Source organism: Kitasatospora aureofaciens (assembly GCF_019192735.1).
Lineage (GTDB): Bacteria > Actinomycetota > Actinomycetes > Streptomycetales > Streptomycetaceae > Kitasatospora > Kitasatospora aureofaciens_A.
In genome coordinates this window covers 257,904-283,873 of the sequence record NZ_JAHTKP010000004.1, presented here as the reverse complement: position 1 = coordinate 283,873, position 25,970 = coordinate 257,904, and the positions used below count along the sequence as shown (strand labels likewise).

Annotated in this window: 28 protein-coding genes and 2 pseudogenes; 12 read left to right on the top strand and 18 right to left on the bottom strand. The window is 70.3% G+C overall.

Translation table 11 applies throughout. The annotated features are described in order from the left end of the window. Positions 1-258 precede the first annotated feature (258 nt). Positions 259-780, top strand: a complete 522-nt coding sequence (locus tag KV557_RS06970; RefSeq protein WP_218198890.1) for a SixA phosphatase family protein — start codon at positions 259-261, stop codon at positions 778-780. Positions 781-876: 96 nt separating this feature from the next. Here the strand turns inward: KV557_RS06970 and KV557_RS06965 are convergent, their stop codons facing one another. The 6 genes from KV557_RS06965 to KV557_RS06940 form a co-directional block, all read right to left on the bottom strand. After that, on the bottom strand, positions 877-1,209 hold the full coding sequence (locus tag KV557_RS06965) for an NIPSNAP family protein (protein WP_218198843.1): 333 nt from the start codon (positions 1,207-1,209) through the stop codon (positions 877-879). A gap of 44 nt (positions 1,210-1,253) precedes the next feature. After that, positions 1,254-1,616, bottom strand: coding sequence for an ArsR/SmtB family transcription factor (locus KV557_RS06960; RefSeq protein WP_308129791.1), 363 nt, complete (start codon positions 1,614-1,616; stop codon positions 1,254-1,256). Positions 1,617-1,936: 320 nt separating this feature from the next. Beyond that, on the bottom strand, positions 1,937-2,374 hold the full coding sequence (locus KV557_RS06955) for a tautomerase family protein (protein ID WP_218198842.1): 438 nt from the start codon (positions 2,372-2,374) through the stop codon (positions 1,937-1,939). Beyond that, positions 2,356-2,718 carry a transposase gene (locus KV557_RS06950; protein WP_218198841.1) on the bottom strand — a complete coding sequence of 121 codons (363 nt, stop codon included), beginning with the start codon at positions 2,716-2,718 and terminating at the stop codon, positions 2,356-2,358. Before KV557_RS06950 ends, KV557_RS06955 begins: the two co-directional genes overlap by 19 nt. A 35-nt stretch (positions 2,719-2,753) precedes the next feature. Beyond that, on the bottom strand, positions 2,754-3,620 hold the full coding sequence (locus KV557_RS06945; protein ID WP_218198840.1) for an NmrA family NAD(P)-binding protein: 867 nt from the start codon (positions 3,618-3,620) through the stop codon (positions 2,754-2,756). Positions 3,621-3,678: 58 nt separating this feature from the next. Further along, positions 3,679-4,407, bottom strand: coding sequence for a glucose 1-dehydrogenase (locus KV557_RS06940; protein ID WP_218198839.1), 729 nt, complete (start codon positions 4,405-4,407; stop codon positions 3,679-3,681). A gap of 557 nt (positions 4,408-4,964) precedes the next feature. On the opposite strand from KV557_RS06940, the gene KV557_RS06935 reads away from it, so the two are divergent. After that, the gene (locus KV557_RS06935) at positions 4,965-5,645 is read left to right on the top strand and encodes a TetR/AcrR family transcriptional regulator (protein WP_256177019.1); all 681 of its coding nucleotides are present in this window, start codon (positions 4,965-4,967) and stop codon (positions 5,643-5,645) included. Positions 5,646-5,743: 98 nt separating this feature from the next. Here the strand turns inward: KV557_RS06935 and KV557_RS06930 are convergent, their stop codons facing one another. The 4 genes from KV557_RS06930 to KV557_RS06915 form a co-directional block, all read right to left on the bottom strand. Next, positions 5,744-6,286 carry a hypothetical protein gene (locus KV557_RS06930; RefSeq protein ID WP_218198838.1) on the bottom strand — a complete coding sequence of 181 codons (543 nt, stop codon included), beginning with the start codon at positions 6,284-6,286 and terminating at the stop codon, positions 5,744-5,746. A gap of 184 nt (positions 6,287-6,470) precedes the next feature. Beyond that, the gene (locus KV557_RS06925; RefSeq protein ID WP_218198837.1) at positions 6,471-7,220 is read right to left on the bottom strand and encodes an SDR family NAD(P)-dependent oxidoreductase; all 750 of its coding nucleotides are present in this window, start codon (positions 7,218-7,220) and stop codon (positions 6,471-6,473) included. Between the two features lie 91 nt (positions 7,221-7,311). After that, entirely contained in the window at positions 7,312-7,659 is a 348-nt protein-coding gene (locus tag KV557_RS06920; RefSeq protein WP_218198836.1) for a VOC family protein, read from the bottom strand. 29 nt (positions 7,660-7,688) lie between these two features. Further along, on the bottom strand, positions 7,689-8,435 hold the full coding sequence (locus KV557_RS06915; RefSeq protein WP_256177018.1) for an SDR family NAD(P)-dependent oxidoreductase: 747 nt from the start codon (positions 8,433-8,435) through the stop codon (positions 7,689-7,691). Positions 8,436-8,571: 136 nt separating this feature from the next. Between KV557_RS06915 and KV557_RS06910 the strand changes: the two genes are divergently transcribed. Then, positions 8,572-9,165, top strand: coding sequence for a TetR/AcrR family transcriptional regulator (locus KV557_RS06910; RefSeq protein ID WP_218198835.1), 594 nt, complete (start codon positions 8,572-8,574; stop codon positions 9,163-9,165). A gap of 80 nt (positions 9,166-9,245) precedes the next feature. Here KV557_RS06910 and KV557_RS42295 read toward each other — a convergent pair whose 3' ends face one another. The 4 genes and pseudogenes from KV557_RS42295 to KV557_RS06895 form a co-directional block, all read right to left on the bottom strand. Further along, positions 9,246-9,377 carry a DUF6126 family protein gene (locus tag KV557_RS42295; protein ID WP_256177017.1) on the bottom strand — a complete coding sequence of 44 codons (132 nt, stop codon included), beginning with the start codon at positions 9,375-9,377 and terminating at the stop codon, positions 9,246-9,248. Between the two features lie 192 nt (positions 9,378-9,569). Then, a pseudogene (locus tag KV557_RS06905) lies at positions 9,570-10,511 on the bottom strand (SulP family inorganic anion transporter); the annotation flags it as partial. A gap of 80 nt (positions 10,512-10,591) precedes the next feature. Further along, complete coding sequence (locus tag KV557_RS06900) at positions 10,592-10,942, bottom strand: ArsR/SmtB family transcription factor (RefSeq protein WP_218198834.1); 351 nt, start codon at positions 10,940-10,942, stop codon at positions 10,592-10,594. 2 nt (positions 10,943-10,944) lie between these two features. After that, complete coding sequence (locus KV557_RS06895; RefSeq protein WP_218198833.1) at positions 10,945-11,136, bottom strand: hypothetical protein; 192 nt, start codon at positions 11,134-11,136, stop codon at positions 10,945-10,947. 217 nt (positions 11,137-11,353) lie between these two features. On the opposite strand from KV557_RS06895, the gene KV557_RS06890 reads away from it, so the two are divergent. The 3 genes from KV557_RS06890 to KV557_RS06880 all read left to right on the top strand — a co-directional run bounded on the left by KV557_RS06890 (position 11,354) and on the right by KV557_RS06880 (position 14,011). Further along, the gene (locus tag KV557_RS06890) at positions 11,354-11,722 is read left to right on the top strand and encodes a hypothetical protein (RefSeq protein ID WP_218198832.1); all 369 of its coding nucleotides are present in this window, start codon (positions 11,354-11,356) and stop codon (positions 11,720-11,722) included. 222 nt (positions 11,723-11,944) lie between these two features. Further along, entirely contained in the window at positions 11,945-13,483 is a 1,539-nt protein-coding gene (locus tag KV557_RS06885; protein WP_218198831.1) for an MFS transporter, read from the top strand. A 138-nt stretch (positions 13,484-13,621) separates the two neighbouring features. Continuing rightward, complete coding sequence (locus tag KV557_RS06880; RefSeq protein ID WP_218198830.1) at positions 13,622-14,011, top strand: SCO5389 family protein; 390 nt, start codon at positions 13,622-13,624, stop codon at positions 14,009-14,011. Positions 14,012-14,125: 114 nt separating this feature from the next. Here the strand turns inward: KV557_RS06880 and KV557_RS06875 are convergent, their stop codons facing one another. Then, positions 14,126-14,692: a Uma2 family endonuclease gene (locus KV557_RS06875; RefSeq protein WP_218198829.1), complete on the bottom strand. Its 567-nt coding sequence runs from the start codon at positions 14,690-14,692 to the stop codon at positions 14,126-14,128. A 184-nt stretch (positions 14,693-14,876) separates the two neighbouring features. Here KV557_RS06875 and KV557_RS06870 point away from each other — a divergent pair, with 184 nt between their 5' ends. Both KV557_RS06870 and KV557_RS06865 read left to right on the top strand, forming a co-directional pair. Beyond that, positions 14,877-15,884, top strand: coding sequence for an NADP-dependent oxidoreductase (locus KV557_RS06870; RefSeq protein WP_218198828.1), 1,008 nt, complete (start codon positions 14,877-14,879; stop codon positions 15,882-15,884). A gap of 216 nt (positions 15,885-16,100) precedes the next feature. Beyond that, positions 16,101-17,510, top strand: coding sequence for an amino acid permease (locus KV557_RS06865; RefSeq protein WP_218198885.1), 1,410 nt, complete (start codon positions 16,101-16,103; stop codon positions 17,508-17,510). A gap of 124 nt (positions 17,511-17,634) precedes the next feature. Here KV557_RS06865 and KV557_RS06860 read toward each other — a convergent pair whose 3' ends face one another. Next, positions 17,635-18,030 (bottom strand): MBL fold metallo-hydrolase, encoded by a 396-nt coding sequence (locus KV557_RS06860; RefSeq protein WP_374106600.1) that lies wholly within the window; start codon positions 18,028-18,030, stop codon positions 17,635-17,637. 28 nt (positions 18,031-18,058) lie between these two features. Between KV557_RS06860 and KV557_RS06855 the strand changes: the two genes are divergently transcribed. Next, entirely contained in the window at positions 18,059-19,432 is a 1,374-nt protein-coding gene (locus KV557_RS06855; protein ID WP_218198826.1) for an FAD-dependent oxidoreductase, read from the top strand. Positions 19,433-19,752: 320 nt separating this feature from the next. Beyond that, positions 19,753-19,863, top strand: a pseudogene (locus tag KV557_RS42290) (undecaprenyl diphosphate synthase family protein); the annotation flags it as partial. 120 nt (positions 19,864-19,983) lie between these two features. Here KV557_RS42290 and KV557_RS06845 read toward each other — a convergent pair. Together KV557_RS06845 and KV557_RS06840 are read right to left on the bottom strand one after the other, a co-directional pair. After that, entirely contained in the window at positions 19,984-21,681 is a 1,698-nt protein-coding gene (locus KV557_RS06845) for an Ig-like domain repeat protein (protein ID WP_218198824.1), read from the bottom strand. 206 nt (positions 21,682-21,887) lie between these two features. Next, on the bottom strand, positions 21,888-23,873 hold the full coding sequence (locus tag KV557_RS06840) for a heavy metal translocating P-type ATPase (protein ID WP_218198823.1): 1,986 nt from the start codon (positions 23,871-23,873) through the stop codon (positions 21,888-21,890). 98 nt (positions 23,874-23,971) lie between these two features. On the opposite strand from KV557_RS06840, the gene KV557_RS06835 reads away from it, so the two are divergent. Both KV557_RS06835 and KV557_RS06830 read left to right on the top strand, forming a co-directional pair. Further along, complete coding sequence (locus tag KV557_RS06835; RefSeq protein ID WP_218198822.1) at positions 23,972-24,352, top strand: ArsR/SmtB family transcription factor; 381 nt, start codon at positions 23,972-23,974, stop codon at positions 24,350-24,352. 84 nt (positions 24,353-24,436) lie between these two features. Continuing rightward, a complete protein-coding gene (locus KV557_RS06830; RefSeq protein ID WP_218198821.1) occupies positions 24,437-25,957 on the top strand; it encodes a hypothetical protein in 1,521 nt (506 codons plus the stop codon). The last annotated feature ends 13 nt before the right edge of the window (positions 25,958-25,970 follow it).

Sequence of the window (25,970 nt, the reverse complement as noted above, 5' to 3'; positions counted from 1 at the left end):
GGAGCAGCCGTCAGCAGGCGGCGGCCGAGATCCGTGGTGGTGTGGTGGACATTGCGGCCGGTGCTGTGGGTGGTGACCAGGCCCGCGGCGCGCCGACCTGCTACGCGAGTTGACCGACGGCGTCCGCGGCTGGTGAGTGCCGCCCGGCCAGGACCTGCTTGATCATCGCCCCGATCCAACCGCCGACACCGCGGGTTAGACCGGAGTAACGGCCAGGTGACCGTCGCGCCGCGCACCGTCACACTGGGGAGCGTGACCATGGACGAATCCCGGCGGCTGATCGTGCTGCGCCATGCCAAGTCCACCTGGCCGGACGGCGTGCCGGACCGCGACCGGCCACTCGCCGCGCGGGGACTGCGCGACGCCCCGGCGGCCGGCCGCCGGCTGCGCGAGGCAGGGCTGTTGCCGGACGCCGTCCTCTGCTCTCCGGCCCGCCGGACCAGGCAGACCTGGGAACTGGTCGCCCAGGAGCTGGGCGCTGCACCTGAAACCGGGTACGACGAGCAGCTGTACGACGCGAGCGGAGCAGACCTGCTGCGCGTGCTGCGCGAAGTGCCGGAACGGGTGCGGACGCTGCTGATGGTCGGCCACCTTCCGGGTGTGCAGGAGCTCACCTTGGTCCTCGCCGGGGAGACGGTCGGCGACGCCCGCGAGCGAGCCGCCGCAAAGTTCCCGACCTCCGCGATGGCTGTGCTCACCCTCGGCGTGCCGTGGGCCCGGGCGAGCGAAGGCGCCGGCGTACTGACCGAGTTCACCGTTCCTCGGGGGCCCAAAACCTGATCTGTCCGCCGCAGTTCCACAGCGGAGCCTGCCGGCGCCGGGACGCGCGGGGTGGCCTGTTCAGCCCTTCGGGGGGAACGGGAGGGCGGCCCGGGCTCAGCGCCGCAGCGCCCTGATCGCCGCTTCGGAGGCAGGGACGACGATGCTGTGGCAGCTCGCGATGCGCGAGACGATGGCCTCGCGCGGCCCCAGGCGCCAGGCATCGCTGCCGTAGAACGCGTCCTCCCGCTCGCGGTGGTGCGCGAGGGAGGCGAACGCCCGGATCAGGTAGGCCTCTTCATGGCCGTCCTCGTCGACCAGGGAGGGGCCGCAGTCCACGACGTCGATGCCGTGTGCGCGCAGCAGCGGCACGGACTCCTCGCGCATGACGCGGACGAACTCCTCCCGGGTGCCGGGGTGCAGACGGTAGGTGCGAATCTCGATGATCACGCCCGGCAGGCTATCGGCACCGCCCGCACCGGGCCCGGGTGGCCTCAGGTAGCCGTCCGCAGATCGTCCAGCAGTTCGGCCTGGCCGGTGATGACGTCGCTGAGAATGACCCGGGCGACCGTGAGCAGCTCGGCGACCTCGGGGGTGGTGAGGCGGTAGTAGACCGTGGAGCCCTCGCGGCGGGAGGAGACGAGCCGGGCGCGGCGCAGCACGGCGAGCTGCTGGGACAGGTGGGCGGCCTCCACGCCGACCTCGGGGAGCATCTCGGCGACGGCGTGCTCGCGCTGGCTCAGCAGCTCCAGGACCCGGATCCGCACCGGGTGGCCGAGCGTCTTGAAGAACTCGGCCTTCAGCTGGTACAGCGGCGCGCTGACCACCGGAGGCGGGTTGGGGACTTCGGCGCTCACGTCGTCACCGTCTCCATCAGCGCTCGAAAGCGGACCTCTACCTGGTTCGATTTTAGCAATTGCGCAGTTCAAGCGATCGCCAAGGGCGCCCGACCCCCACCGGCCTGACGCCCACGGCTCCGACGACCTTCCCGGCGCGGTCGCGGACCGGGGCGGCCCACCGAGGCGGTGCCTGCCCCGGCTTCCTCCAGCAGGACGGCCCAGCCGCGCTCGGCAGCTCGTGCTGGGAGCGGGTCAGCGTTTGCCCTTCTATCCGGTGTGCGGAGCTTCCCCGCTGCCGCAGCACGGGAACCAGAACTGTTCCGTCCCAATGCTCCGGTTCAGCCGATCCCTTCCAGAGCGCTGGTGTAGTCGCGTAGCCAGTCGGTGTGGCCGCCGATGCCCCAGTCGTCGCGGTCGAGTTCGTTGATCGTCACCCAGACTCGACGAAGGTTCTCGGGAGTGCGCTCGCTGTTCTCGATTCGCATAATGATCTCGGTGAAGTCGCGGATGATGCCCTGCTTGCCCAGAACGTCGAGGCGTCCGCTCAGGATGCGCACCTCGATGAAGTAGAACGGCTTCTCGTGATCCGGGCTGCCGCCGCTGTAGTCGGCGTCGGCAGCGACCTCGTAGACCCAGCCCTTCATGATCTTGCGAGCCGCAGGCGTCTCGGGCACCTTTTCCCAGAACATGAGTGCGTCTGTCAGGCGGGCCATGGTCTCGTGGCGCTGCTCGGTGGTGAGTGCGCCTTCTCGCACGGTCATGTTGATAAAGGGCATGACAGCCTCCTTGGACGTCCGGTCTTTCGGTATCTGGTGCGTGGCGTGGGCGCGGTCCGGCAGTTGCATGCAGGACGCGGCGGTTGTGGACTCCTATCGCAAGTGCGGCGAGCCCCGTTCAGCCGCGTGTCGACGCGGGCCGCGGTGACCCTGACGGCCAGCAGCAGGCCGAGCACGCCCACGGCGATGTGCCGCTTGGTCTCGTTCACCTTCTTGCCGCCGTTGTATCCGCGCTGCTCGGCGCCGACGGTCTCCGCGCCCCGCAGCGACTGGGCGTCGATGATCGCCGCGGTCGGCTCGGGTGTGCGGCCTCCTTCTCCTACGCGCCCCTCGTCAGCGGCCATGTTCGGTTGAATATCGGGCACTGGACCTCACGACGCTACATTGTGAATTGGGAGGCGTTCTCGGTGAGGAACTCCTCGACGGTCCGCGGCTCGCGGCCGAGCAGTTCCTTCAAGTTGGTGGTGACCGCTTGGAGCGCGCCGGCTTCAGCGGCGGTGTCCAGGCTGACGAACAGCTCCGTGTACCACTCCGCGAGCCCGGCGCCGCGTAGTGCCGAGCGACGCGCGTCCGCCGACACCGGGACGTAGCGGATCTCGCGGCCGAGGATCTTGCTCAGTAGCGCCGCCGCCTCGGGGAAGGTGTACGCGTCGGGGCCCGACCAGTCGTGCGTCCTGCCGTGCAGCGTGGGGTCGCGGATCACCAGGGCGGCCGCCTCGGAGACGTCGCGGACGTCGATGTAGGCCACCCGGCCGGTGGGCGCCGCGCCGGCCCAGCTGTTGTTGGCCGCCACCGATTCGGCCGCGTAGAGAAGGTTGTTGGTGAAGCTGACCGGGCGCAGCAGCGTGTGGGAGAGTCCCGAAGCGGCGAGGTGGTCCTCGATCTCGGCGTGCTGCCGTCCCGGGAGCAAGGCCGAGTCGTGGCTGGTGGCGATGCTCGACAGCTTGACCACGTGCGGACGGTCCGCCTTGGCCGCGGCGTCGATGATTGCCTTCTCCAGACGCACCTGGTCAGGGTTGCCGCCGATGGTGAGGAAGGTGAGGTCAACTCCGTTGAAAGCCTTGGCGAGAACGGCACCGTCGTCGAAGGCACCGTCGACGATCTCGATGCCGTCGAGGTCTGAGAAGGCCGACTGGGCCTTCTCGCGGTTACGGACGAGAACGCGGACGTCTTCGCCAGCGGCCCGGAGGTGCCGCACGACGCCCGAACTAGTCCTGCCGGTCGCAGCGGTAACGAGAAAAGTCATGGGATTCACCTCTCTGAGAGGAGAAGGGAGCAGTCGGCACGACGCCGCCGTTGCGGTATCAGATTTGCGCTCTGCCGCCATCAACGAACAGTTCGATTCCCGTGACGAAGGTGGAGTCATCTGACGCCAGAAAAAGCGCCGCCTTGGCAACTTCGTCAGGCTGCCCCATGCGGCCCATCGGAATAGTGGACGTAATCTTCGCGATGGCGTCTTGAGGTTGCATCGCAATAAGTGGCGTTTCGATCGGGCCAGGGCTGAGGACGTTGGAGCGGATACGGCGATCCTTCAGTTCCACGGTCCATCCTCGAACGAAATTTCGGATGGCGGCCTTGCTCGCGCCGTAGACCGAGAACGCTGGGGTCCCCTTGACGCTCGCAACGGAGCCCGCGAGAATGATGGACGCTCCGTCGTTCAATAGCGGTAGCGCCTTTTGTACCGTGAAGAACGCCCCCTTCACGTTGATGTTGAAAATCTTGTCGAAATGCGCTTCCGTGGCATCTTCCAGTGAAGCGAACTCACCTAGACCGGCATTGGCAAAGACGATATCGATTCGCCCCTTCGCCTTGACGATCTCGTAGAGGCGATCCAGGTCGGCCAGTTCGGCGACGTCACCCTGAACGCCGGATACGGTGCCTCCGATTTCCTTCACTGCATCATCGAGTTGTTTCTGGCGGCGGCCCGTGATGAAGACGTGGGCGCCCTCTTCGACGAAGAGCTTTGCTGTGGCCAGCCCGATCCCCGCGGTGCCGCCGGTGATGACCGCTACTTTTCCCTGCAACTTGCCCATAGTCACTACTCCCGATAGTGGTACATACAGTTGATCGGAGGGCTCAGGTTCATCCCGGATGCCGCACATCTCAGTTTCGGAGAGTTCAGCTGGAGCCGATGCACCCACGCCCAATGGTGAATTAGATCACCAATCCGAGATTCCACGCCAAGTCCTGGAACCCGTAAACTCCAGCCTGTCGGCGGCTATTTGGCGGCCAGGAGTTCCCAAGGAAACGGCCGGATTGCCGGCGAAACGGCCGTAGAGCATGACGCGGTCGCCTTCGGCGAGTACGAGCTGGTGCTCGTAGCGCAGCGTGTCGGGCAGGGGGCGGATCAGGTCGAGCAGGCCCGCGCGCCCTGGTGTGATGTGCGCGCTGTGCTGGATGTAGCACTCGGACCAGAAGTCTCCGGCGGCGGCGTGGGTGCGCTTGTTGAACAGCGTGTCGAATGCCTTCAGCGCCAGTGTCTTGCTTCTGTTCGGGCGTAGTCATGTCGGCCTCCACTGGGTAACCGATGCGTCCCCGTCGCCCCACATCACAATGTCGCTCAACATTGTTCTACGCCCATGATGGCGAGATGTCAATGACGACCAACATTGAGATTTTGGGCCCGGCTCGCTACAGTCCTTCCAAGAGCTGGGTTTGGGGGAAGACAGTGGGTGTCTCGAAGCAGAAGGCAGCGGAGAACCGAGAAACGATAGTCGCCGCCGCGGACGGCCTGTTCCGTGAGCGCGGCGTCGACGCCGTCGGCCTCGTTGAGCTGATGGCCGCGGCCGGATTGACGCGCGGCGGCTTCTACAACCACTTCGCCTCGAAGGACGCGCTCGTCGCCGCGGTCGTCGCCAAGGCCATGGCGGACGGCTTCGGCAACCTCGACGAAGCCATCACGGCATCCCGGGCTCGCGGCAGCGACCCGCTCACAGAACAAATCGACTGGTATCTGTCGCCCGAACACCGCGCCGACATCGAGCACGGCTGCCCGAACACAGGCTTCGCCGGCGACGCCCGCCGACTGGACCCGGCCGCCCGCGCTCGCTACGCGAAGGGCCTGGCGGCGAACCTCGACCGCTTCGCACAGATCATCCAAGCACCCGGACTCGATGAAGGCGAGCGGAGAGCGCGGGCCATCGCACTGTTCAGCGAGATGGCCGGCGCCCTGCTTCTGTCACGCGCCGTCGCCGACGCCGACCCCGCCCTTGCCGACGAAATCCTCGACAGCGCGCGCACCGACCTGCACAGCCGCACCGGTGCCGCCTAGGAGGTACCGTCAAAGTGATCTTCAGTAGTGGATCAGCTGTTGTGATACGTCGTCATGAACTGTCCGATGCCGATTTCGCGGGCACGAAGTTCGAACCGTCATCGATCGAAGACGTGCCTCCGGTCGATGACGAACTCCTCTACGGTCATGGGAAAGCGGTTGCCGATGACCTCGATGCGGTTCGTGCCCTGGAAGACGCCGTTGTGGTAGTCGCCGGCGACATTGCTCAGGTGCTGGAGCAGGTGGGATGACGTCCCCAGGGAAGCCAACCCGTCCGCGAACTCCTCGACCCTGATGGGTTCATACGTGACGGGGATCCCGAGTGCTCGCGAAACCGCCTTGGCGATCCCGTAGTGGTCCATCTCGACCGGGCCGTGCAGAGGATAGGTCTGGCGATCGTGCGGCTCCGGCTTCTCGAGGATGGCGGCGATCACGTATGCCTGATCAACTCCGGCGACGGGAGCGTGACGGCCGACCTCCAGTCGGCCCTCCTGGCGCTCATACAGTGGGGTGACCGGCACCTGTCTCGTCCGGACGGGCCACCGCTGGTCCTCCGCCACGCCGGATGCGATGCACCGGTCGCCCTGCGGCTGGCCTGCGAGCAGGGCCACGAGGTGCAACCGGAGGAAGTCGCGGTGCACTCCAGTACTGCGCTGACCACCCCCGGCCAGGGCCGTGAACCGCCGACCGACGCGGTGAGGCCGCCCAGTCCTGGTGGGCTCGCTACTGCCTCGGTTGCTGGTGTCAGCGGCCGTCGAGCCGCCAGGGGTCTGTGTTCAAGAGATCGCTCATTCGGCGAGTTCCCCGGTTCGACAGACTCCCGCCTCAGACTTGAGCCATGCCGCCGTCGACGCTCAGGTCCATGCCCGCACAGAAGCTGCTCTCGTCGGATGCGAGGAAGAGGGCGGCGGCGGCGATTTCCTCGGGGCGTCCCATGCGTCCGAGGGGGATGACCGAGGCGAAGGCTGCCCTGATGGCGTCCGCGCCTTCCTTGGAGTCTGCTTGGCTGTCCATGATCGGGGTGTCGATCGGGCCGGGGCTGAGGGTGTTGACCCGGATGCCGCGGTCCCCCAGCTCTTTGGTCCAGGTTCGGGCGTAGGAGCGCACGGCGGCTTTGGTGGCGCTGTAGGTCGTGTACCCGTCGAGGCCGGTGTAGGCGGCGATCGATCCGACGAGGATGATCGATCCGCCGTCGTTCATCAAAGGCAGCGCTTTCTGGGCCGTGAAGAGGGTGCCACGGGCGTTGAGATTGAAGGTGCGGTCGAAGCCCTCTTCGGTGATCCGGCCGAACTCCTGTGGATCGACCAGACCCGAGTTGGCGACGACGACGTCGATCTTCCCCTTCTCCTTCGCGATGGTCTGGAAGAGACGGTCGAGATCGGCGGAGACGGTGACGTCACCCTGGACGGCCGTGACGTTCCTGCCGATCTCGTCTTGTGCCTTGTCCAGTTCGGGCCGGCGCCGCCCGGTGATGAACACGTAAGCGCCTTCCCCCACGAACCTCTGCGCGATCGCGAATCCGATACCGCTGCTGCCGCCAGTCACGAGGGCGACCTTGCCGTCCAGCCTGTTCATGGCTGTGACCTTTCATGCGTGAGTCGTGTGAATTCTGGTGGTCGATCCCCGAGGGCGTTTCGCCCGCTTCGGGCACTGCCCGGTTCCGTTCTCATCCGGCGATAAGGTCGAACTCGTTGCCTTCGGGGTCGGCGAACGTCGTCCAGCGGGCGGAGCCCTGGGTGACGTCGCGGATCCTGGACGCGCCGAGCGCGACCAGCCGCTGGGACTCGGCCTCGAAGGTGGGGCTGATGAGGTCGAGGTGCAGCCGGTTCTTCACCGACTTCGGCTCGGGGACCTGGTGGAAGTTCAGCCGCCAGGTGGCCCTGTCCGGGTCGAGTGTTGCGAATTCGGGGCTCGCGCCCGGGGCGACGTCCCGCCCGAGTGCCTCGGCCCAGAAGTGAGCGAGCTTCCCGGCGTCGGCGGCGTCGACGCTCAGGCCGTACACGGTGTTGCTCATGAGCGTCGTCCTCCTAAGGGTAGGCAGGTTCAGATGGCGGTGCGGCCGCCGTCGACGGCGACGGTCGCGCCGGTGACGTAGCCGGCCTTCGGCGACGCGAGGAAGGCGACGACCTCGGCGATCTCGGCGGGCTCGGCCGCGCGCTTCATCGCGGTGGTCTCGGCGAGCGCGTCGAACAGGTCGCGGGCCTCAGGCCGGGTGTAGACCGGGCCGGGGGCGACGGTGTTGAAGCGGACGCCGTGGCCGCTGTACTCGGCCGTCCAGGCTTGCGTCAGGGAGGCCAGCGCGGCCTTGGTCGCGCCGTACGCGGCGCCGGTGGCCAGGCCGAGGCTGCCGGCCATGCTGCCAATGTTGATCACGCTGCCCGACCCCTTCGCCGCCATCGCCGGGGCGAACGCCGCCACGAGGAAGAACGCCGCGCGGACGTTGCCGGCGAACATCGCGTCGTATTCGGAGACCTTCATCTCCTCGGTCGGCGCCCAGACGGCATGCCCGGCGTTGTTGACCAGAACGTCGATCTCGCCGACCTCCGAGGCGAGCCGGTTGATGCCGGCCGGGTCCTCAAGATCCGCTTCGACGAATCGGGCCCGGCCACCGGCCGCGGTGATCTCGCTGACGGTCCCGGCGCCGCGCCGGGCGTTGCGTCCGGTCACGACGACGGACATTCCGTCGGCGGCCAGCCGCTTGGCGACCGCCCGGCCGATGCCGGACGTGGCACCCGTGACCAGGGCAGTAATGGGATGCAGGTCGAGGTTGTCTTCGCGCTCCATCGACATGGGATGCACCTTCCGGAATTATTATCCAGACCGGTCTGTCTGGTAACATCTCCAACCTAGACAGACCTGTCTGGATGTGTCAACGGTCACCGGCGACCAATTGAAGACAGACAGACCTGTCTGCTAGTGTTCGGGCATGTCGAAGAAGGTGCTCTCGCCCCGGGAACGCAGCGCGGCAGCGCGGGCACGGCTGCTGGCCGCCGCCAACGAACTCTTCTACGCCGAAGGTGTCCAATCGGTCGGGATCGACCGAGTCATCGAGCACGCCGGAGTCGCGAAAGCAACGCTGTACAGCGCATTCGGCAGCAAGGACGGCCTGGTCCGCGCCTACCTCCAGGCACGCCACGCCGCCACCGCCGAACGCATGACGCGTGAACTCGAAACCCGATACGACACCCCGAAAGAGCGCCTGGTCGGCACATTCGAGGTACAGGGCCTGTCGTTCACCGAGCCGGGGTTCCGTGGCTGCGCGTTCATCAGCGCGAGCGCCGACGCCCCACCCGGCGGTGTCGTCGAACAGGCCGCGCAGGACTACCGCACCTGGCTGCACGAGCTCTTCTTCGACCTCGCCCAACAGGCAGGCGCCAAGGACGCGAAGTCACTCGCCCACCAACTGGTGATCCTCTACGACGGCGCCGGAGTCAGCGCCTGGCTGGACCGCGACCCCAGCGCCGAAACAGCAGCCCGCACCGCAGCCGCCGCTCTGATCGACGCCGCCATCCCGAACTGAACCAGCCCACATCGACCGCGACCGCAAACCCCGATCCAGACGACGGGCGTCGGACGCGGCCCGTCGCCCGGCGGCGGGGTTCAGCGGCGGTTGCCGAGGGCGAAGAGCAGGATGACGAAGCCGGCGAACAGGTGGGTGCCGAGGATGTAGATGCCGGCCCGGATGAGCATGGCCTTGCGCCTGCTCTTCTCCTCGGCGGTGGCGTTGCTCATGGCCGGTGCTCCTGGTGTCGGGTGGTGGGGCGGTCATGGCGGGGCCTGGGGCGGATGTGCAGGCGCCGGCCCGTGACGGCGGCCTCAGCGAGGCGTTCGCGCAAGGTGGGCAGGTCGACGACGTCGGGGGGCGTGGGTGTGCCGTGGTCGTCGTAGGGGGTGATCTCGAAGCGCAAGGGCGTCCTTCCGGGTCACCGCGAGCACGGCGGCGTGGACGAGGGCGGCGAGGCGGGAGGCGGCGCCGGAGCGGACGTTGACGGCGGTGCGGGCGATCGCGCCGGTGGCGGCGACACCGCCGAACAGCGGGGCGACCAGGTTGGCCACCCCCTGGCCGAACAACTCCCGGTCGCTGTCGTGGCGTTCGGAGACGCTCATCGCGTCGGCGGCGGTCGCCGACATCAGCGACTCCAGGGCCGCCAGGGCCGCGACAGCGAGGGCGGCGGTGAGCAGGTGCGGCACGGCGCCGAGGTCGAGAAAGCCCAGGGACGGCAGGGGAAGTCCGGCCGGGAGATGGCCGATGGTCGCCACGTCCAGGTCCGCGAGCCCGGCCACCAGAGTCGCGGCGGCGACGGCGAGCAGCGAGAACGGAATGCCCGGGCGCCGGCGGGCGCCGGCCGGCATCACCGCGGCGACGCCGAGCGCCAGCGCGAGCGCGGCCGGGTGCGGGTGGCGGGCGAAGCCGGCGCCCGCCTGCCCGGCCGCCACCACGACGTTCTCCGCCCCGCCGGGCTTCACCCCGAGCGCAGCGGGTACCTGCTGGAGCCCGATCACCCCGGCGATGCCGAGGGTGAACCCCTCCACCACCGGGGCGGGCACGTACGCCATGAAGCGCCCGGCCCCGCCGAGGGCGAGCGCGATCAGCAGCCCGCCGGCGATCAGGCCGACGGTGAGTACGCCGGAGGTACCGTACTGGTGCACGATCGGCACCAGTACCACCGTCATGGCTCCGGTCGGGCCGCTGACCTGCAGGTTCGAGCCGCCGAATAGCGCGGCCAGCGCGCCGGCGACCACGGCGGTGGCCAGCCCCGCCTCCGCGCCCGCTCCGGAGGCGACGCCGAAGCCCAGCGCGAGCGGCAGCGCGACGATCGCCACTGTCAGGCCCGCCGGCAGATCCTTGCGCGGCGAACGCCCCATGGAGGTGAGGATCGCGCGGTTCGGCAGCACGGCCCGGGCGCGTGCGGAGGCCCGGCCTATGAGGGTGGTCTGCGTGGTGCTCACGCGGTCTTCTCCTGAACGTCCTGCACGTCGCGCAACTCGGCGAGCAACGTCTCCTGGTCCGTGATCATCTCCGTGAGGATGCGGCGCGCGGCGCGCAGCAGGTCGGCGACATCCGGCGTGCTCAGCGCGTACACCACGGTGTTGCCCTCACGGGTGGCCGTCACGAGATTGCTGCGGCGCAGCACGGCGAGCTGCTGGGAGAGGCTGGACGGCTCGATCTCGATCGCGGCGAGCAGCTCGCGCACCGGGCGCGGCCCGTCCTGGAGCAGTTCCAGCACGCGGATGCGGGCCGGGTGGCCGAGCGTGCGGAAGAACTCCGCCTTGGCCTGGTACAGCGGAACGGCCATGCTCAGCCTTCTTCCTCTTCCTCCGCGGTGCGCTCGACCGCGATGCCGTGGTGGGCGGCGATCCGCAGGAGCTGCGTGATGCGTCCGGCGTACGCCTGCGCGCCGTCCTCGTCACCGGCGACTCGCGCCTCTGCCCGCTGCCGGCGGGCCTCGGCGAGCTGCTCGCGAAGCTCCTGGTCGAACACGTCGCTCATCCGCCCCTCCTCCCCACGGGCGCTGCCACCCGCGGCCACACTCCTGCCGGATACAAGGCAGCATCATCTATTAACTTGAAGAATTCTTCAAGTTGCGATCATTGCAGGTTGCCAACCGATCGGTTCGGGGCGGTAGCGATCAATGGTGGTCATCGCGCCGACCGAAGCCGCCCTCATCCGTAACCTTCGAAGCCAACGACCTGGCGAGGAGAAGCAGATGGCGAACGTCGACAGTGCCCTCAAGGACGCGATGACCATCGACGGCGCGCTCGGTGCTGCCGTCGTCGACGCCGGCAGCGGAATGGCCCTGGGGTCGCTCGGCTCCGCCCAGGACCTGGAGCTCGCCGCAGCCGGCACCACCGACATGTTCCGCGCCGCGAGCCGCACCCTCGACGCGCTCGGCCTGCACGGCGATCGGATCGAGGACACCCTGACCACGCTCACCCACCAGTACCACCTGATCAGGCCGCTGACCCGCCCCGGGGGCAGCGGCCTGTTCCTCTACCTCGTCCTGGACCGCGCGCGAGCCAATCTGGCGATGGCCCGCCACCAGGCCCGCCGGATCGAGGCCGAGCTGGAGGTGTGAAACGGTCCGTCAGGGTGTGGTCAGGCAGTGATCCAGTCGGAGACGGGGATGACCGGTGAACGCCGCGGACGAAGGACCAGCTTCCGGTCCGTCACCGTCCGGGAACAGCCGGTTGTCGGTAGTGAACGGTTGTGTTCCCTATACTCCGGGGCTACCGTCGGTGTGAGTGAACGAGATCGTTCACTCACAGTCGCTCGCTCCCAAGTCATTGGGGGACCTGCCATGGCCACCTCGCGCGCCCTGGCCCCGGCTCCTCCCGCGCCCGCGCGACGCGGCCAGCACCCAGGGATTGCCCTCACCGTCATCGCGGCCACCCAGCTCATGGTGGTTCTCGACATCACGATCGTGAACATCGCCCTGCCGCACATCCAGCAGGCGCTGAAGTTCTCCACCACCGACCTGTCCTGGGTCATCAACGCCTACACCCTCACCTTCGGCGGACTGCTGCTGCTCGGCGGACGGACGGGCGACATCCTCGGCCGGCGGCGCGTCTTCATCGTCGGCGTCCTGATCTTCAGCCTCGCCTCCCTCCTCGGCGGAGTCGCGCAGTCCTCCGCCTGGCTCCTGGCGGCCCGGTCCCTCCAGGGCCTGGGCGGCGCCATCGCCTCCCCGACCGCCCTCGCGCTGATCGCCACCAACTTCAAGGAGGGCCCGGAGCGCAACCGCGCGTTCGGTGTCTACTCGGCCGTCGCCGGTGCGGGCGGCGCGGTGGGAGTGCTGCTCGGCGGCATGCTCACCTCCTGGCTGTCCTGGCGGTGGGTGCTCTTCGTCAATGTGCCGATCGGCATTGCGATCGCCCTGCTGGCGCCGCTGTACATCAACGAGTCCGAGAAGCACCCGGGGCGCTTCGACCTCACCGGCGCGTTCACCGCGACGGCGGGCATGGTCTCGCTGGTGTTCGGGTTCATCCGGGCCTCCGAGCACGGCTGGACGAACTCGGTGACCCTGACGGCGTTCAGCGCGGCGGTGGTCCTGCTGGCGGCCTTCCTGCTGAACGAGCGGCGCGTCCAGCAGCCGATCACGCCGCTGCACCTGCTCCGCAACCGCAACCGCTCCGGCGCCTACGGGCTGATGCTCTGCGTGGCCGCCGCGATGTTCAGCATCTTCTTCTTCATCACCCTGTTCGTGCAGAACATCCTCGGGTTCAGCCCGCTGCGGGCCGGCTTCGCGTTCCTGCCGATCAGCGTGGCGATCGTCACCGCCGCCCAGATCGCCGCCCGCAACCAGGTGCGGTTCGGGCCGAAGCCGTTCCTGGTCACGGGCTCGCTGCTCGTGACCGGCGGGGTGTTCTGGGCGACCCGGATCGACCTCCACACCACCTACCTCAGCGGCATCCTCGGGCCGACCCTGCTGTTCGGCTTCGGGATGGGCTCGATCTTCGTACCGGTGACGCTGACCGCCGTCTCCCGGGTCGCCCCGCACGAGACCGGCGCGGCCACCGGCATGCTCAACACCATGCAGCAGGTGGGCGGTTCGCTGGGCCTCTCGATCCTGGTGACGGTGTACGGAACGGCCAGCCGCAACGAGGCCCGGCAGCAGGTCGGGAAGTTCCTCCAGCAGGCGACGCCACAGCAGGCCGCCCAGTTCAGGGCGAGCGGCAAGCTCCCGGCGCCTTACTCGTCCGAGGTGCTGGTGCACGGCATCGCCAGCGCGTTCGCCCTGGGACTGGTGTTCGCGGCGCTGGCCGTCGTGATCGCGGTCTTCGTCATCAAGGTGCGCCGGATTGAGCTGCCCGTCAGCCCTTCGGGGGAGGGCACTTGACAGGACGTCGGGGCGTCGAGGACAGTCCATGTTGTAATGGTTTTCATCTTCGATAATCGCAGCAGTCACAGCAACCTCAGCAGCCGCAGCACCCTGTCCGTCCCAAGCAACCCGCGAACCCCGCGAAAGGGGACCTCCATGTCGCTCGACGTCTCCCCCGCCCTCCTCGCCCAGGCCGAGCACGGCGAGGTCAACGAGGCCGACTTCATCGACACCGTCCGCACCTCGCTCCCCTACGCCTACCAGGTGGTCGCCGGTCTCAGCACCGAACTCGCGGCCACCGAGGGCGAGTTCGTCAACGACAACACCACCCCCACCGACGAGGAGCGCGCCCAGCTGCTGCGCGCCCTCGCCAGCAACGCGATCCGCGGCAGCCTGGAGCGGCACTTCGGCGTGACGCTCGCGTTCGTCAACTGCCACCGGGTCGGCGCGTTCCGACCCGGCGCCGAACAGGGCGACGCCTACCGCGAGTTCACGTCGCTGCGGAACCAGATCCGCAACCAGAGCCCGGAGCTGCGCAGCTGCTGACGTCCCCGGCGTGCGGGCCCCCGCTCCGCGAGCGGGGGCCCGCTTCATGCCCGGGAATCGCGTGGCGTCGGGCCTCGGCGAGCTCGGCGCCGGGCATCCGGTGCTCCGATCGGCTCAGAACTCCCCGGTGGCGAGGTCGAGATCGAACGGCGCGGGCAGGCGGACCGGGACGCCGAAGGGGTGCGGGCCCTCGACCAGCGTGTAGCCCAGCTCGCCGGGCTGCGAGAAGAGGGTGCAGGTGCGTTCTTGACGGTCCACCAAAAGGTAGACCGGGGCTCCGAATTGGGAGTATCGGCGCCGCTTCGTGGTGCGGTCGGTGTCGCCGTTCGAGGGTGATGTGACCTCGACCACCAGGAGCGTCTGGTCGGGCAGCAACGCGCCTTCGGTCTTGGCCAGTTCGGCCGGCACGACCGCCAGGTCGGGCTGGTAAAAGTTCGCCGTGCCCGGCAGGTCGAGATTCCCGGAGCCCGCGCGCAGGCCGAGTTCGCGCATGCGCGGGCCGATCTGCTCGCGGATGAGGTCGATGGCGCTCTCATGCGCCCAGGACGGCGACACGGGGGTGATAACTCCCTCGATGATCTCAACGCGGGGACCCGCGATGTGCTGAATCGCGTACTTGAGGGCCTGCTCCGGGTTGGGTACACGGCTGTAGTCACCCGGGCCGGCGTGCGCTGTGCTCACTCCGCTGCTCTCCTGTCCGGCGGCGGCACACTCGATGGGGCCACCTCGGGGCAAGACTACCGGTGCACGAGGCCCGACTCTGCGTCATTCTCCAGCCGGTCCGGCGCCCCCTGGTCAGATGACTAAGCGCTTGCTTAGAATCGGCGGGCAGTCATTGCCCCCGTTCCACCCCCAGGAGACGACCATGTCCGGAGTGAACCGTCAGATCCGTCTTGCCCGTCGGCCGGTCGGGGAGGTGCGGGACGAGGACTGGGAGCACGGTGCGGAGCCGCGTGGGGTGGCCGGGGCGGGGCAGTTCGTGGGGCGGACGCGGGTCGTCTCCCTGGATCCTGCGATGCGGGGGTGGCTGGACGATCGGCCGTCGTATCTGCCGCCGGTGGGCATCGGGGAGGTCATGCGGGCCGGGTCCGTTGTCGAGGTCGTCGAGTCGGCGCACCCCGAGTTCAAGGTCGGCGACCACGTGGTCGGCACGTTCGGGGTGCAGGAGTACGTCGTCTCGGACGGGAAGGGCGCGCTGCGGGTCGATCCGTCGCTCGCGCCGCTGTCGACGTACCTGGGCGCGCTCGGGATGCCCGGGATGACGGCGTACTTCGGGCTGCTGGAGGTCGGGGCGCTCAAGGAGGGCGAGACCGTCGTCGTCTCCGGCGCCGCCGGGGCCGTCGGCACGATGGTCGGCCAGATCGCCAAGGTGAAGGGCTGCCGGGTGGTCGGGATCGCGGGCGGCCCCGAGAAGTGCGCGCTGCTGACCGACGAGCTGGGCTTCGACGCGGCCATCGACTACCGCACCGAGGACGTCCGCAAGGCCCTGCGCACGCACGTGCCGGACGGCATCGACGTCTACTTCGACAACGTCGGCGGCGAGATCCTGGACGCCGCACTGACCCGGCTCGCCATGCGCGCCCGGGTGGTGGTCTGCGGGGCGATCAGCCAGTACAACAACGAAACCGCCGTCCAGGGCCCGTCCAACTACCTGTCGCTGCTGGTGCGTCGGGCCCGGATGGAGGGCTTCGTGGTGTTCGACTACGCCCGCCGCTACGCCGAGGCGTCCCGCGAGATCGCCGGGTGGATCGCCGACGGCCGGATCAAGGTCAAGGAGCACGTGGTGGACGGCACCCTCGACGACTTCCCGGCCACGTTCCGGATGCTGTTCCGCGGCGAGAACACCGGCAAGCTGGTGCTGCGCCTGCCGTAGCCGTAGCCGCCGCCTCCGATCCACCGCCTCTGATCCACCGCTTCGGGCCCGCAGGACGAGCGCCCGTCCCGCCGCCGTCGCGCCGTAAGTCTTGCGGCGGCGGGGGTGGGCGCACCGGACGAATGCCACCGATTTGGTACGCGGTGCCACCTCTGGGTGAGCATGGGCGGTCGCTCCACCGAGCGCGAGCAGGACCAGGAAAGGCGCACCACCCTCATGCAGACCAGCCCGGCCGAACCCCGGCAGGCAACCCGACCGAGCCCGCCGGAGACCCCGGAACCGGTCACCCCCTCCCCCTCCCCCTCCCCCTCCCCCTCCGGCCCCGGCCGCCGCTTCGGTCTGCCGACCGCCACCGCGCTGGTGATGGGGAACATCATCGGCGGCGGCATCTTCATGATCCCGGCCGCCGTGGCCCCCTTCGGGACGGTCAGCCTGGTCTCGTTCGCCGTGCTGACCGTGGGCGCGATCGCGCTGGCGCTGGTCTTCGGGCAGCTCGCGCGCCGCAATCCGCAGACCGGCGGGCCGTACGTCTACGCCCGCGAGGCCTTCGGCGACTTCGCCGGGTTCATCTCGGCCTGGTCGTACTGGATCACCACCTGGGTCAGCAACGCCGCGCTCGCGGTGGCCGCCGTCGGCTACCTCGACGTGCTGGTGCCGATCGGCCACTCCACCGTGCTCACCATCGCCGCCGCGCTGACCGTCCAGTGGCTGCCCGCGCTGGCGAACCTGGCCGGCACCCGGTACGTCGGAGCGGTCCAACTCGTCTCCACCGTCCTGAAGTTCATCCCGCTGGCGCTGGTCGCGGTGGGCGGCCTCGGCTTCTTCGACGCGAAGAACCTCGGGCCGTTCGAGGCCTCCGGCCAGGGCTGGCTCGGCGGGATGACGGCCGCGGCCGCGATCCTGCTCTTCAGCTACCTGGGCGTGGAGTCGGCCGCGATGAGCGCGGGCAAGGTCCGCGACCCGGAGCGCAACGTCGGCCGGGCGAGCGTGCTCGGCACGGCCGGGGCGGCGCTGGTCTACCTGCTCGGCACGCTGGCGGTCTTCGGCACGGTGGCGCACGACCAGCTCGTCCACTCCACCGCGCCGTTCTCGGACGCCGTGAACGCCATGTTCGGCGGCTCGTGGGGCGGTACGGTCATCGCCGTCGCCGCGCTGGTGTCGATGACCGGCGCGCTCAACGGCTGGACGCTGCTGGCCGCGCAGGCGCCGTACGCCGCCGCGAAGGACGGGCTGTTCCCGGCCGCCTTCGGGCGGGAGCGGCGCGGGGTGCCGGTGTTCGGCGTCGTGGTGAGCGTCGCGCTGGCCTCGGTGCTCACCGTGCTCAACTTCGCCTCCGGGGCGAAGGGCGCGTTCGACATCCTGGTGCTGGTCACCACCTTCACCGCGACCGTCCCGTACCTGCTGTCCACAGCGGCGCAGCTGTACTGGCTGGTGCGCGGGGGCCGCGAGGTGGCCCCGGGCCGGCTCGTCAGGGACGCGGTGCTGGGCGTCGGCGCCTTCGGCTTCTCGCTCTGGCTGGTGGCCGGTGCCGGGTACGCGGCGGTGTACCAGGGGGTGCTGTTCCTCTTCGCGGGGATCCTGGTCTTCGTCTGGATGGCGGGCCGGCGCGCGGCGGCGAACGCCTGACGGGCTGTAGGCGCCGACAGGGCGGAAGGGCGGTACCCGTTCACTTGTGGACGGGTACCGCCCTTTTGTGCGCGCAAGTGCACGCCAGTGCCCGCTCGTGCCCGCTCGTTCCCCCTCGTGCCCGCTACTCGAGGGATTCGGTGACGCCCGGGGTGAGCCAGTGGAGGCGCTCGGCCAGGCCGGCCTCCGCGAAGTGGTCGCTCGTCTCCTCGCGGCCCTCGGTGAAGTGCTCCCAGGACGTGTAGTGGAGCGGGATCACCCGGCGGGCGCCGAGCGAGCGGGTGAGCGTCGCGGCCCGTATCACGTCCATGGTGATCAGTTCGCCGCCGCCGAAGGCCTCGATGCGGGCGGCCCCGAGGTGGAGCAGGGCGGTGCCGATCCTGAACCGCCGTCCGATCTCGTCGAGTTCGGGTTCGGGGATGTGGACGGTGTCGCCCGAGACGTAGACGGCCTCCTCCTCGCCGGGCACCTCGACGACGAACCCGGTTCTCGACCGGAGATCGCAAAGTATTAAGATCATTTCGCAACACGACGCGAAGGGGAGTTCAGTGGCGCGGGTTGCGGTGATCGGTGGGGGTATCAGCGGGCTGGGGACGGCGCTCATGCTTGGCCGGCGGGGCCACATGGTCACGTTGTTCGAGCAGGACGCGCGGCAGGCCGGAGAGGACCTGAACCGGGACTTCTTCCACTGGAACAGGCCCCGAGTCCCGCAGGCCGTCCAGCCCCACTCGTTCCTCGCGCCCGTGCGCACTGTGTTGCGCACCGAGACCCCTGACGTCTACGCGGACCTGCTGGCACGCGGAGCCCGGGAGTACCACGACTTCGACTGGTTCGGTGAGCATCCGCCGCATCGGGCCGGCGATGAGGACTTGGTGACCCTGCGCACCCGCCGCATCGTGCTGGAGGCCGCCTTGACCGCGGCCGTGCGGCGGGAACCCACCGTTGATGTGCGGCGAGGCTGTCGGGTGCGCGCCCTCACCTTCGGGGAGGGCCGCCCCGTCCGGGTCACCGGCGTGCAGGTGGGCGCGGAAACGCACCAGGCGGACCTCGTCGTCGATGCGTCCGGTCGTCGCTCGCCGGTTCCCGCCTGGCTGATCGCGGCCGGCTGCCGCCCGCCCGTGGTCGACAGCCACCGCACCGGGATCGCTTATCTGTCCCGCTGGTACCGCCTGCGTGCTGACGGCCCGCGTGACCCCGGGCGGGTGAAGAGCGGCTCGGCCGCACCGTTCGCGCTCGCCGGCGTCTTCCCTTCCGACAACGACACGTTCGCGGTGAACCTGATGCTCTCCACGGGTGATCCGACCCGCGGCGCGCTCACCGACCCTGCCGTGTTCGAGGCCGTCGCCCGCCGCTTCCCCGCCACCGCCGCCTGGCTCGACCTGGCCCCCGAACCGCAGTCAGCCGTCCTGGCGATGGCCGGCCTGGACAACCGCTGGACCTCCCTCGCCGACGATGACGGACCTGTCGTCACCGGCCTGGTCAACGCCGGGGACAGCCTCATCCACACCAACCCCACCTTGGGCCATGGCGTGGCCCTCGGCCTGCGCGCCGCCCAGCACCTCGCCACCTGTGTCGACCAGATCGCCGCGGACCCCATCGGCTACCACACCTGGACAGCACAGACCCTCCGCCCGTGGTTCGACGCGCAGGTGACGGCCGACCGCGCCAACGAGCAACGCCTCGCCGAGAGCTCACCATCCTCGGATCGGCGGGCTGCTGCCCTGGCCGCCTGCGCCTTCGACGATCCCGTCGTCATGAGAGCCCGAGCCCAGGTACGCCATCTCCTGCGACCGGCCCACGACGCCTACGGCACCGACGAAGTGGACCGACACGTCACCGCCTGGCTGGCTGCCCACCCGGACTTCTCGCCAGAGCACGACGGCCCGACCCGAGATCAGTGGGATGCACTCATCCCAGGCTGAGCGCTTGCCCGGCACCTCACCTTCGGCGCGCTCAAGTGTCGGCAAACGATCGTCTGCCGACACTCAGGCCCGTGTCGCCGGTGTCAGCCATGGGTGCCCTCGATCAGGAGTGCCCGCAGGCGGGTGCGGTGGTGTTCGTCGTTGCGGATGATGGTGTCCTCGGAGCCGGCGCTGACGATGCGGCGGTCGCGTTCGGCCAGTGCGGTGAGGCGGTGGCGCCGGTCCGGGGTCAGGCGGGCGGTGCCCAGGGCGTGGAGGGCTGCGACGGCGCCGGGGAGGTCGGATTCCGTTTCGGCGGCGTGGAGGACGGTGTCGGCCGTGCCTACGCCGAGCTGTACTTCTGCGACGCGTACTGGCCGGCCTTCCGCGAGATCGACTTCCTCCGCGCCCTGCGCAGCTTCGCGGCCCGCGAGCGCCGCTACGGGAAGTAACAACGGGGGGAAGCGGACGCGATCGCCCCGGGCCGTTGGTGGCCCGGGGCGATCGGTCTGTGCGGGTAGGGCGTCCGATGCGGCCTGTCAGGATGCTCGGCGCCTGCAGCGGGTGCAGGGTCAGGCGCACTGGGCGGCGAGGTCGCCGATGATGTCGCAGGTGCGGGTGGCGGTGGTGTGGGCCGGGCCGGCTTCGGCCGGGACGCTCGCGGCCAGGCGGGAGGTGATCGTCTCCTGGATGCGCACGATGTCCGCGGCCAGCGGGACGGTGAAGGTCCGCGACGCCGCGTCGTTGATTCCAACCGGGCCGAACTGGCAGGTCACCAGGTCGGTTCCGGTGCAGCCGGTGTCGGGGACGGCCGGGAGGCCCGCGGGCACCGTCGTGGTGACCGTGGCCGAGGCGAGCGGGGCGGGGCCGTTGTTGATCACGGTGACGGTGAAGAGGAGGTAGGGCACCTCGATGCCGAGGTGGGGGCTGGCGGCGAGGGCGACCTGGACGTCGGTCGCCGCCGCGGTGACCACCTGGTCCACGGTGTTGCTGGTGCTGCCCACGTGGGTCGCGTCGCCGCCGTAGACGGCGGTGATCGGGTGGGTGCCGATGGTCAGCGTCGAGGTGGGGAAGGTCGCCGTACCGGTGCCGTCCAGCATGCCGGTGCCGAGGGTGGTGCCGCCGTCCTTGAAGGTGACCGTCCCGGTGGGTGTGCCGCCGGAGGTGGCGGACACGGTCGCGGTGAAGGTGACCGTCTGCCCCTCCGTGGAGGGGTTCGGGGAGGAGCTGAGGACCGTCGAGGTGGCGGCCTTCACCGCCGTTCCGCCGGTCGCGACGCCGCGCGGTTTGGTGCCGGTGGCCTTGGTCGCGGTCACGGCGTTGCTCGCGGTGGAGATGACGGACAGGTTGTTCGTGGCGCTGTTGGCGACGTAGACCTGCGCACCGTCGGGGGTGATCGCCACGCCCTTGGGGCCGCCGCCCACGCCGATCGTGGTGGTGAGCATGTGCGAGGCGGTGTCGACCACGGACACCGACGAGCCGTTGTTGTCGGTGACGTACGCGTGCGCGCCGTCCGGGGTGACGGCGACCCCGAACGGCTGGGAGCCGACCGTGGTGGTCGTCGTCGTGCCACCCGCCGCCGGGACGAACGCGAGAGTGTCGTTCCCGTTGTTCGCGACCACCACCTGGGTGCCGTCCGGGGTGACGGCGAGCCCCTGCGGAGCACCGCCGAGCGAGGCGAGCGTGGTGCCCGAACCGCCGCCGACGGGGAACTTCTGGACCGTGCCCGCGCCCTCGTTGGCCAGGTAGACGCTGCTGCCGTCCGGTGAGACCGCCACTCCGGCGGTCGGGCCGGTCGTGGCGGTCGCGATCGAGATGACGGTCCCCGTGGTGGTGTCGACCCTGGTCAGACCGCCGTTGGTCTGGTCGGTGACGAACAGGAACTGGCCGTTCGGGGTGATGGCCAGCTGGGACGGGGCGGGGTGACCGGACATCAGGGTCGTCACGGTGTTGGCGGACCGGTCGATCTTGGAGATCGTCCCGTCACCACTGTTGGCGACGAAGACGAACGCCGCGTCCGGACTGAACACCACCCCGTCGGGCTGACTGCCGACGCCGGGGCCGGTGGTGACGGTGTTGGTCGACGCGTCGACCACCGACACGTTGTTGTCGGTCTGGTTGCTCACATAGGCGAACTCCCCGGGCGGCGGTGCGGCCTGCGCCGTCGGCGCGACGGCCAGGGGGACCGTCAGCCCGGCCAGGACCGCCAGCCCCAGGCCGGCGGTCCGGGCGCGTGCGCGGATACGTCTGTGTCTCTGCTCACCGGACAAAGCGGTTTCTCCTCAAGGTGGGGCGGGGCGTCGGGACTGAGCAAAACTGAGCTCAGTCTTCGGCGGCGCGCGCCCGCGCGCCGTCGCACTCCGTCACCCCAATCCCCGAAACCCACAGCTCAGGCCGGGAATGGCGGCCGCCGACCCGACCCGTTCGGACGGCACACGAACGGGCAGGTCGCGGCGGCCGGCTGCCGACCGCGCGGTCAGCTGCCCTCGGCGCGGGCGCGGGTCCAGGCGCTCTCCCGGAGCAGCCGCAGGCCGTTGAGGCCGACGATGACGGTCGAGCCCTCGTGGCCGAGGACGCCCAGCGGCAGCGGGAGCGTCGCGACCAGGTCCCAGACGACCAGGACCGAGATGAACACCCCGGCGATCACCAGGTTCTGGACGACGAAGCTCCGCGCCCGGCGGGAGAGCGCCACCACCGCCGGGACGGTGGCGAGTTCGTCGCGGACGACGACCGCGTCGGCGGTCTCCAGGGCCAGGTCGGAGCCGGCCCGGCCCATCGCGACGCCGGTGTGGGCGGCGGCCAGCGCCGGGGCGTCGTTGACGCCGTCGCCGATCACCAGCACCTTGCGGCCGGCCCGCTCCCGTTCCTTCACGGCGGCCACCTTGTCCTGCGGCAGCAGCCCGGCGCGCACGTCCGCGATGCCGACCTCGGCGCCCAGGTGGGCGGCGGCGCGCGGGTTGTCGCCGGTGAGCAGCATGGGCGCGGTGCCGGTGAGGGCCGTCAGGGCGGCGACGGTCCCGGCGGCGTCCGGGCGCAGCCGGTCGGCGATGCCGAGCACCCCGACCGGGACGCCGTCCGCCTCGACGACGACGGCGGTGCGGCCGGCCTCCTCCAGTTCGGCGGCCACGGCGGCGGCGCGGACGGCGGCGGCGTCCTCGCGGCCGTCGAGCAGCCGGGCGGGGGCGGCGACGGCGATCACCCGGCCGTCGACGGTGGCGCTGACGCCGATGCCGGGGGCGGAGGTGAAGTCCTCGGCGACGGCCAGGGCGAGGCCGCGGGCGCGGGCGGCGTCGACGACGGCGCGGGCCAGCGGGTGCTCGCTGGGGTGCTCGGCGGCCGCGGCGAGGGCGAGCAGTCCGTCCTCGGTGAGGTCCGGGCCGGCCAGCGGGCAGAGGTCGGTGACGCGCGGGGTGCCCTCGGTGAGGGTGCCGGTCTTGTCGAGCGCGACGGCGTCCACCTGGCCGAGGCGTTCCATGACGACGGCGGACTTCACCAGGACGCCGTGGCGTCCGGCGTTGGCGATGGCGGAGAGCAGCGGCGGCATGGTGGCCAGCACGACCGCGCACGGCGAGGCGACGATCATGAAGGTCATCGCGCGCAGCAGCGAGTCGGTGAAGGCCGCGCCGACGGCGAGCGGGACGGCGAACACGGCGAGGGTGGCGAGGACCATGCCGATCGAGTAGCGCTGCTCGACCTTCTCGATGAACAGCTGCGTGGGCGCCTTGGTCTCGGAGGCCTCCTCGACCATCCGGACGATCCGGGCGATCACCGAGTCGGAGGCGTCGCGCTCGACGGCGATCCGCAGGGCGCCGGTGCCGTTGAGGGTGCCGGCGAAGACCTCGTCACCGGGCTCCTTGGCGGCGGGCAGCGGCTCGCCGGTGATGGTGGCCTGGTCCACCTCGCTCGCGCCGTCCAGGACCCGGCCGTCGGCGCCGATCCGCTCCCCGGGCCGGATCAGGACGGTGTCGCCGACGGACAGGGCCTCGGTGGGCACGGTCTCCTCGGTGCCGTCGGCGAGCAGCCGGGTGGCGGTGGCCGGGGCGAGGTCGAGCAGTCCGCGCACGGAGTCGGCGGTGCGGGCGGTGGCCAGGGCCTCCAGCGCGCCGGAGGTGGCAAAGATGACGATCAGCAGGGCGCCGTCCATCACCTGGCCGACGGCGGCGGCGCCGAGCGCGGCGACGATCATCAGCAGGTCGACGTCGAGGGTCCTCTCGCGCAGCGCCCGCAGGCCCGCCCAGGCCGGCTCCCACCCGCCGGTGGCGTACGCGAGGGCGTACAGCGGGCCCCAGGTCCAGGCCGGGGCGCCGGTGAGCTGGAGCGGCAGCGCGATCAGGAACAGCACCGTGGCCGCGGCGGCCCAGCGGGCCTCGGGCAGGGCGAACACCCGGGTGCGGCGCCGGGGGGCGACGTCCGGACGCGGCACCGCCGTGGGCGCGGGGCGCTCGATCAGGGTGGAGGACATGGCAGGCAGGACCCTTCGGGGCAGGGTGGGCTCTCGACTCCCTCACGATACATGAACATATGAACGCTCTTTCATTCGTGAGCTGTACGATGGTCCGCATGGGTCATGGAGCCGCTCCCGCCAACGCCGTCCCGCGCCCGCACACGCGCCTGGACGCCGACAGCGCCGCCCGGGTGGCCGGCACCCTTCAGGCACTCGCCACCCCGTCCCGGCTGCTGATCCTCTCCCGGCTGCGCGAGGGCCCCTGCGCCGCCACCGAACTCGCCGCCGAGGTGGGCATGGAGCAGTCCGCCTGCTCCCACCAGCTGCGCCTGCTGCGCAACCTCGGCCTCGTCGTCGGCACCCGGCAGGGGCGCTCGGTGGTGTACGCGCTGTACGACAACCATGTCGCCGCACTCCTCGACCAGGCCGTCTACCACATCGAGCACCTGCGGCTGGGGCTGAGCGACGTGGATGCGGAGGACCTCCAGGAGGGCTGATGTCCAGGAGGGCTGATGTCCAGGAAGGCTGATGTCCAGGAAGGCTGATGGACACGCCGCCAAGATCGCTGCGACGATGGCGCGATGCCCTCCTCACCGCTCACGACGTCCCCGCTCGCCGACTCCCTGCTGCGCGGCGTCGCCGCGAACCCGGCCGCGCCGTCGGATGTCCTGCTGCGGTTGCTCGCGCCGGAGGGGAGGCCGGCGTGGCATGCCCTCCACGGAAGGCCCCTCCCTGCTGACGTTGTCGAGACCGTGGTCACCCACCCGGACTCGTCGGTACGTCGCATAGTCGCCCGTAACCGGCACGTCGCCCCCGAGCAGCGCGGCCGGCTGGCCGACGACCCCTCCGAGCGCGTCCGCGCCGGACTCGCCTCCGGGCCCCGTCCGCGGCTCCACCCGGTCACGCCGCTGCCCGACGAGGCGCTGGTGACTCTGCTGACCGCCGAGGACGTCCCCGGGCGGGGCGGACTCCTCACGGCGGACGAGATCCGGGAGGATCTCGTCGTCTCGGGGCAGATCCCGCAGTCCTTCCGCCTCAGGGCGCTGAAGCACCCGGACCCGCGCATCCGGGCGTACGCGGCCAACTCGTGCTGGCAGCTCACCTCCGAGCAGCTGGACGGTCTCCTCGCCGACCCGGATCCGACCGTGCGCCAGGCGGCGCGCAGCGCAAGCCGGTACCTCGACCCCGCCGCCATGGAAGCCGAACTTCCCGAGCGCGACTGCCACTGGCGCAGCGTCCTGCTCTGCAACTTCGCGATCTCCGACGCCGTCGCCGAAGCCTGCCTGGCCACCGGCCGCAACCTGTGGTCGCTGGCGGGCAACCGGCACACCCCCGCGCACGCCGTCGCCCGGCTGGCCCGTCATCCCGACCCCGAGGTCCGGGAGCGGGTGGCCTCCCGGGCGGACCTCGACGCCGCGCTCCTGGCGGAACTGGCCGAGGACACCGACGCCGAGGTCCGCTCTTCAGCGCTGGTCCACGCACTGCGCCGCCGGTGGCAGCACTTCGGCGTGCTCGACGAAGTCCCCACCTGGACCGCCGATCTGATCGGCCCCCCGATAGAGCAGCACGTGGATCCCGAGTGGTATCGGGCATGCGCCGTCTCCGACCACCCGAAGCTCCGCCGCATTGCCGCCACCTGGCCCGACCTCCCCGAAGACCTGGTCGCGCGGCTCGCCGCCGATCCCGATTCCGAGGTGCCGCGCCTGCTGGCCCTCAACCACCCGCTGGCGCCGCCCGAGACCGTCCTCGCGGCCTTCGTCGCCTGCCCCCGTGAGCGGGCATACCTGTCGACGCTGCCCACGCTCCCCCGCACCGGACTCCGGCACCTCCTCGACCACGAGGACCCCGAGGTGCGCGCGCTGGCCGCCGCCGACCCGACGCTCGACCGGCCGCCCGTCGCGCTGCTCACCGACCCCGACGAGCGCGTCCGCCGGGCCGCCGCCGCCAACCCCTGCCTCCCGGCCGACGTCCGCGACTCCCTGCTCAATGACCCGGAGCTCGCCGAGGGTGCCGCGGCCAACCCCGCCCTGACCGCCCGGCAGCTGCACGACCTGCTCGACCGCACCGGGCTGCCGGGGCACTGTCAGTCCCCGGGTGCATGATCGGGACGTCCGA

Excerpts from the sequence above, each read along its gene's own strand:
- KV557_RS06880 (WP_218198830.1), top strand. The coding sequence starts at position 13,622 with ATGTCGCTCGACGTCTCCCCCGCCCTCCTCGCCCAGGCCGAGCACGGC.
- KV557_RS06870 (WP_218198828.1), top strand. The coding sequence starts at position 14,877 with ATGTCCGGAGTGAACCGTCAGATCCGTCTTGCCCGTCGGCCGGTCGGG.
- KV557_RS06865 (WP_218198885.1), top strand. The coding sequence starts at position 16,101 with ATGCAGACCAGCCCGGCCGAACCCCGGCAGGCAACCCGACCGAGCCCG.
- KV557_RS06915 (WP_256177018.1), bottom strand. The coding sequence starts at position 8,435 with ATGTCGATGGAGCGCGAAGACAACCTCGACCTGCATCCCATTACTGCC.
- KV557_RS06940 (WP_218198839.1), bottom strand. The coding sequence starts at position 4,407 with ATGGGCAAGTTGCAGGGAAAAGTAGCGGTCATCACCGGCGGCACCGCG.
- KV557_RS06935 (WP_256177019.1), top strand. The coding sequence starts at position 4,965 with ATGTCAATGACGACCAACATTGAGATTTTGGGCCCGGCTCGCTACAGT.
- KV557_RS06925 (WP_218198837.1), bottom strand. The coding sequence starts at position 7,220 with ATGAACAGGCTGGACGGCAAGGTCGCCCTCGTGACTGGCGGCAGCAGC.
- KV557_RS06885 (WP_218198831.1), top strand. The coding sequence starts at position 11,945 with ATGGCCACCTCGCGCGCCCTGGCCCCGGCTCCTCCCGCGCCCGCGCGA.
- KV557_RS06920 (WP_218198836.1), bottom strand. The coding sequence starts at position 7,659 with ATGAGCAACACCGTGTACGGCCTGAGCGTCGACGCCGCCGACGCCGGG.
- KV557_RS06945 (WP_218198840.1), bottom strand. The coding sequence starts at position 3,620 with ATGACTTTTCTCGTTACCGCTGCGACCGGCAGGACTAGTTCGGGCGTC.
- KV557_RS06840 (WP_218198823.1), bottom strand. The coding sequence starts at position 23,873 with ATGTCCTCCACCCTGATCGAGCGCCCCGCGCCCACGGCGGTGCCGCGT.
- KV557_RS42295 (WP_256177017.1), bottom strand. The coding sequence starts at position 9,377 with ATGAGCAACGCCACCGCCGAGGAGAAGAGCAGGCGCAAGGCCATGCTC.
- KV557_RS06895 (WP_218198833.1), bottom strand. The coding sequence starts at position 11,136 with ATGAGCGACGTGTTCGACCAGGAGCTTCGCGAGCAGCTCGCCGAGGCC.
- KV557_RS06910 (WP_218198835.1), top strand. The coding sequence starts at position 8,572 with ATGTCGAAGAAGGTGCTCTCGCCCCGGGAACGCAGCGCGGCAGCGCGG.
- KV557_RS06970 (WP_218198890.1), top strand. The coding sequence starts at position 259 with ATGGACGAATCCCGGCGGCTGATCGTGCTGCGCCATGCCAAGTCCACC.
- KV557_RS06955 (WP_218198842.1), bottom strand. The coding sequence starts at position 2,374 with ATGCCCTTTATCAACATGACCGTGCGAGAAGGCGCACTCACCACCGAG.
- KV557_RS06950 (WP_218198841.1), bottom strand. The coding sequence starts at position 2,718 with ATGGCCGCTGACGAGGGGCGCGTAGGAGAAGGAGGCCGCACACCCGAG.
- KV557_RS06835 (WP_218198822.1), top strand. The coding sequence starts at position 23,972 with ATGGGTCATGGAGCCGCTCCCGCCAACGCCGTCCCGCGCCCGCACACG.
- KV557_RS06890 (WP_218198832.1), top strand. The coding sequence starts at position 11,354 with ATGGCGAACGTCGACAGTGCCCTCAAGGACGCGATGACCATCGACGGC.
- KV557_RS06860 (WP_374106600.1), bottom strand. The coding sequence starts at position 18,030 with ATGATCTTAATACTTTGCGATCTCCGGTCGAGAACCGGGTTCGTCGTC.
- KV557_RS06900 (WP_218198834.1), bottom strand. The coding sequence starts at position 10,942 with ATGGCCGTTCCGCTGTACCAGGCCAAGGCGGAGTTCTTCCGCACGCTC.
- KV557_RS06830 (WP_218198821.1), top strand. The coding sequence starts at position 24,437 with ATGCCCTCCTCACCGCTCACGACGTCCCCGCTCGCCGACTCCCTGCTG.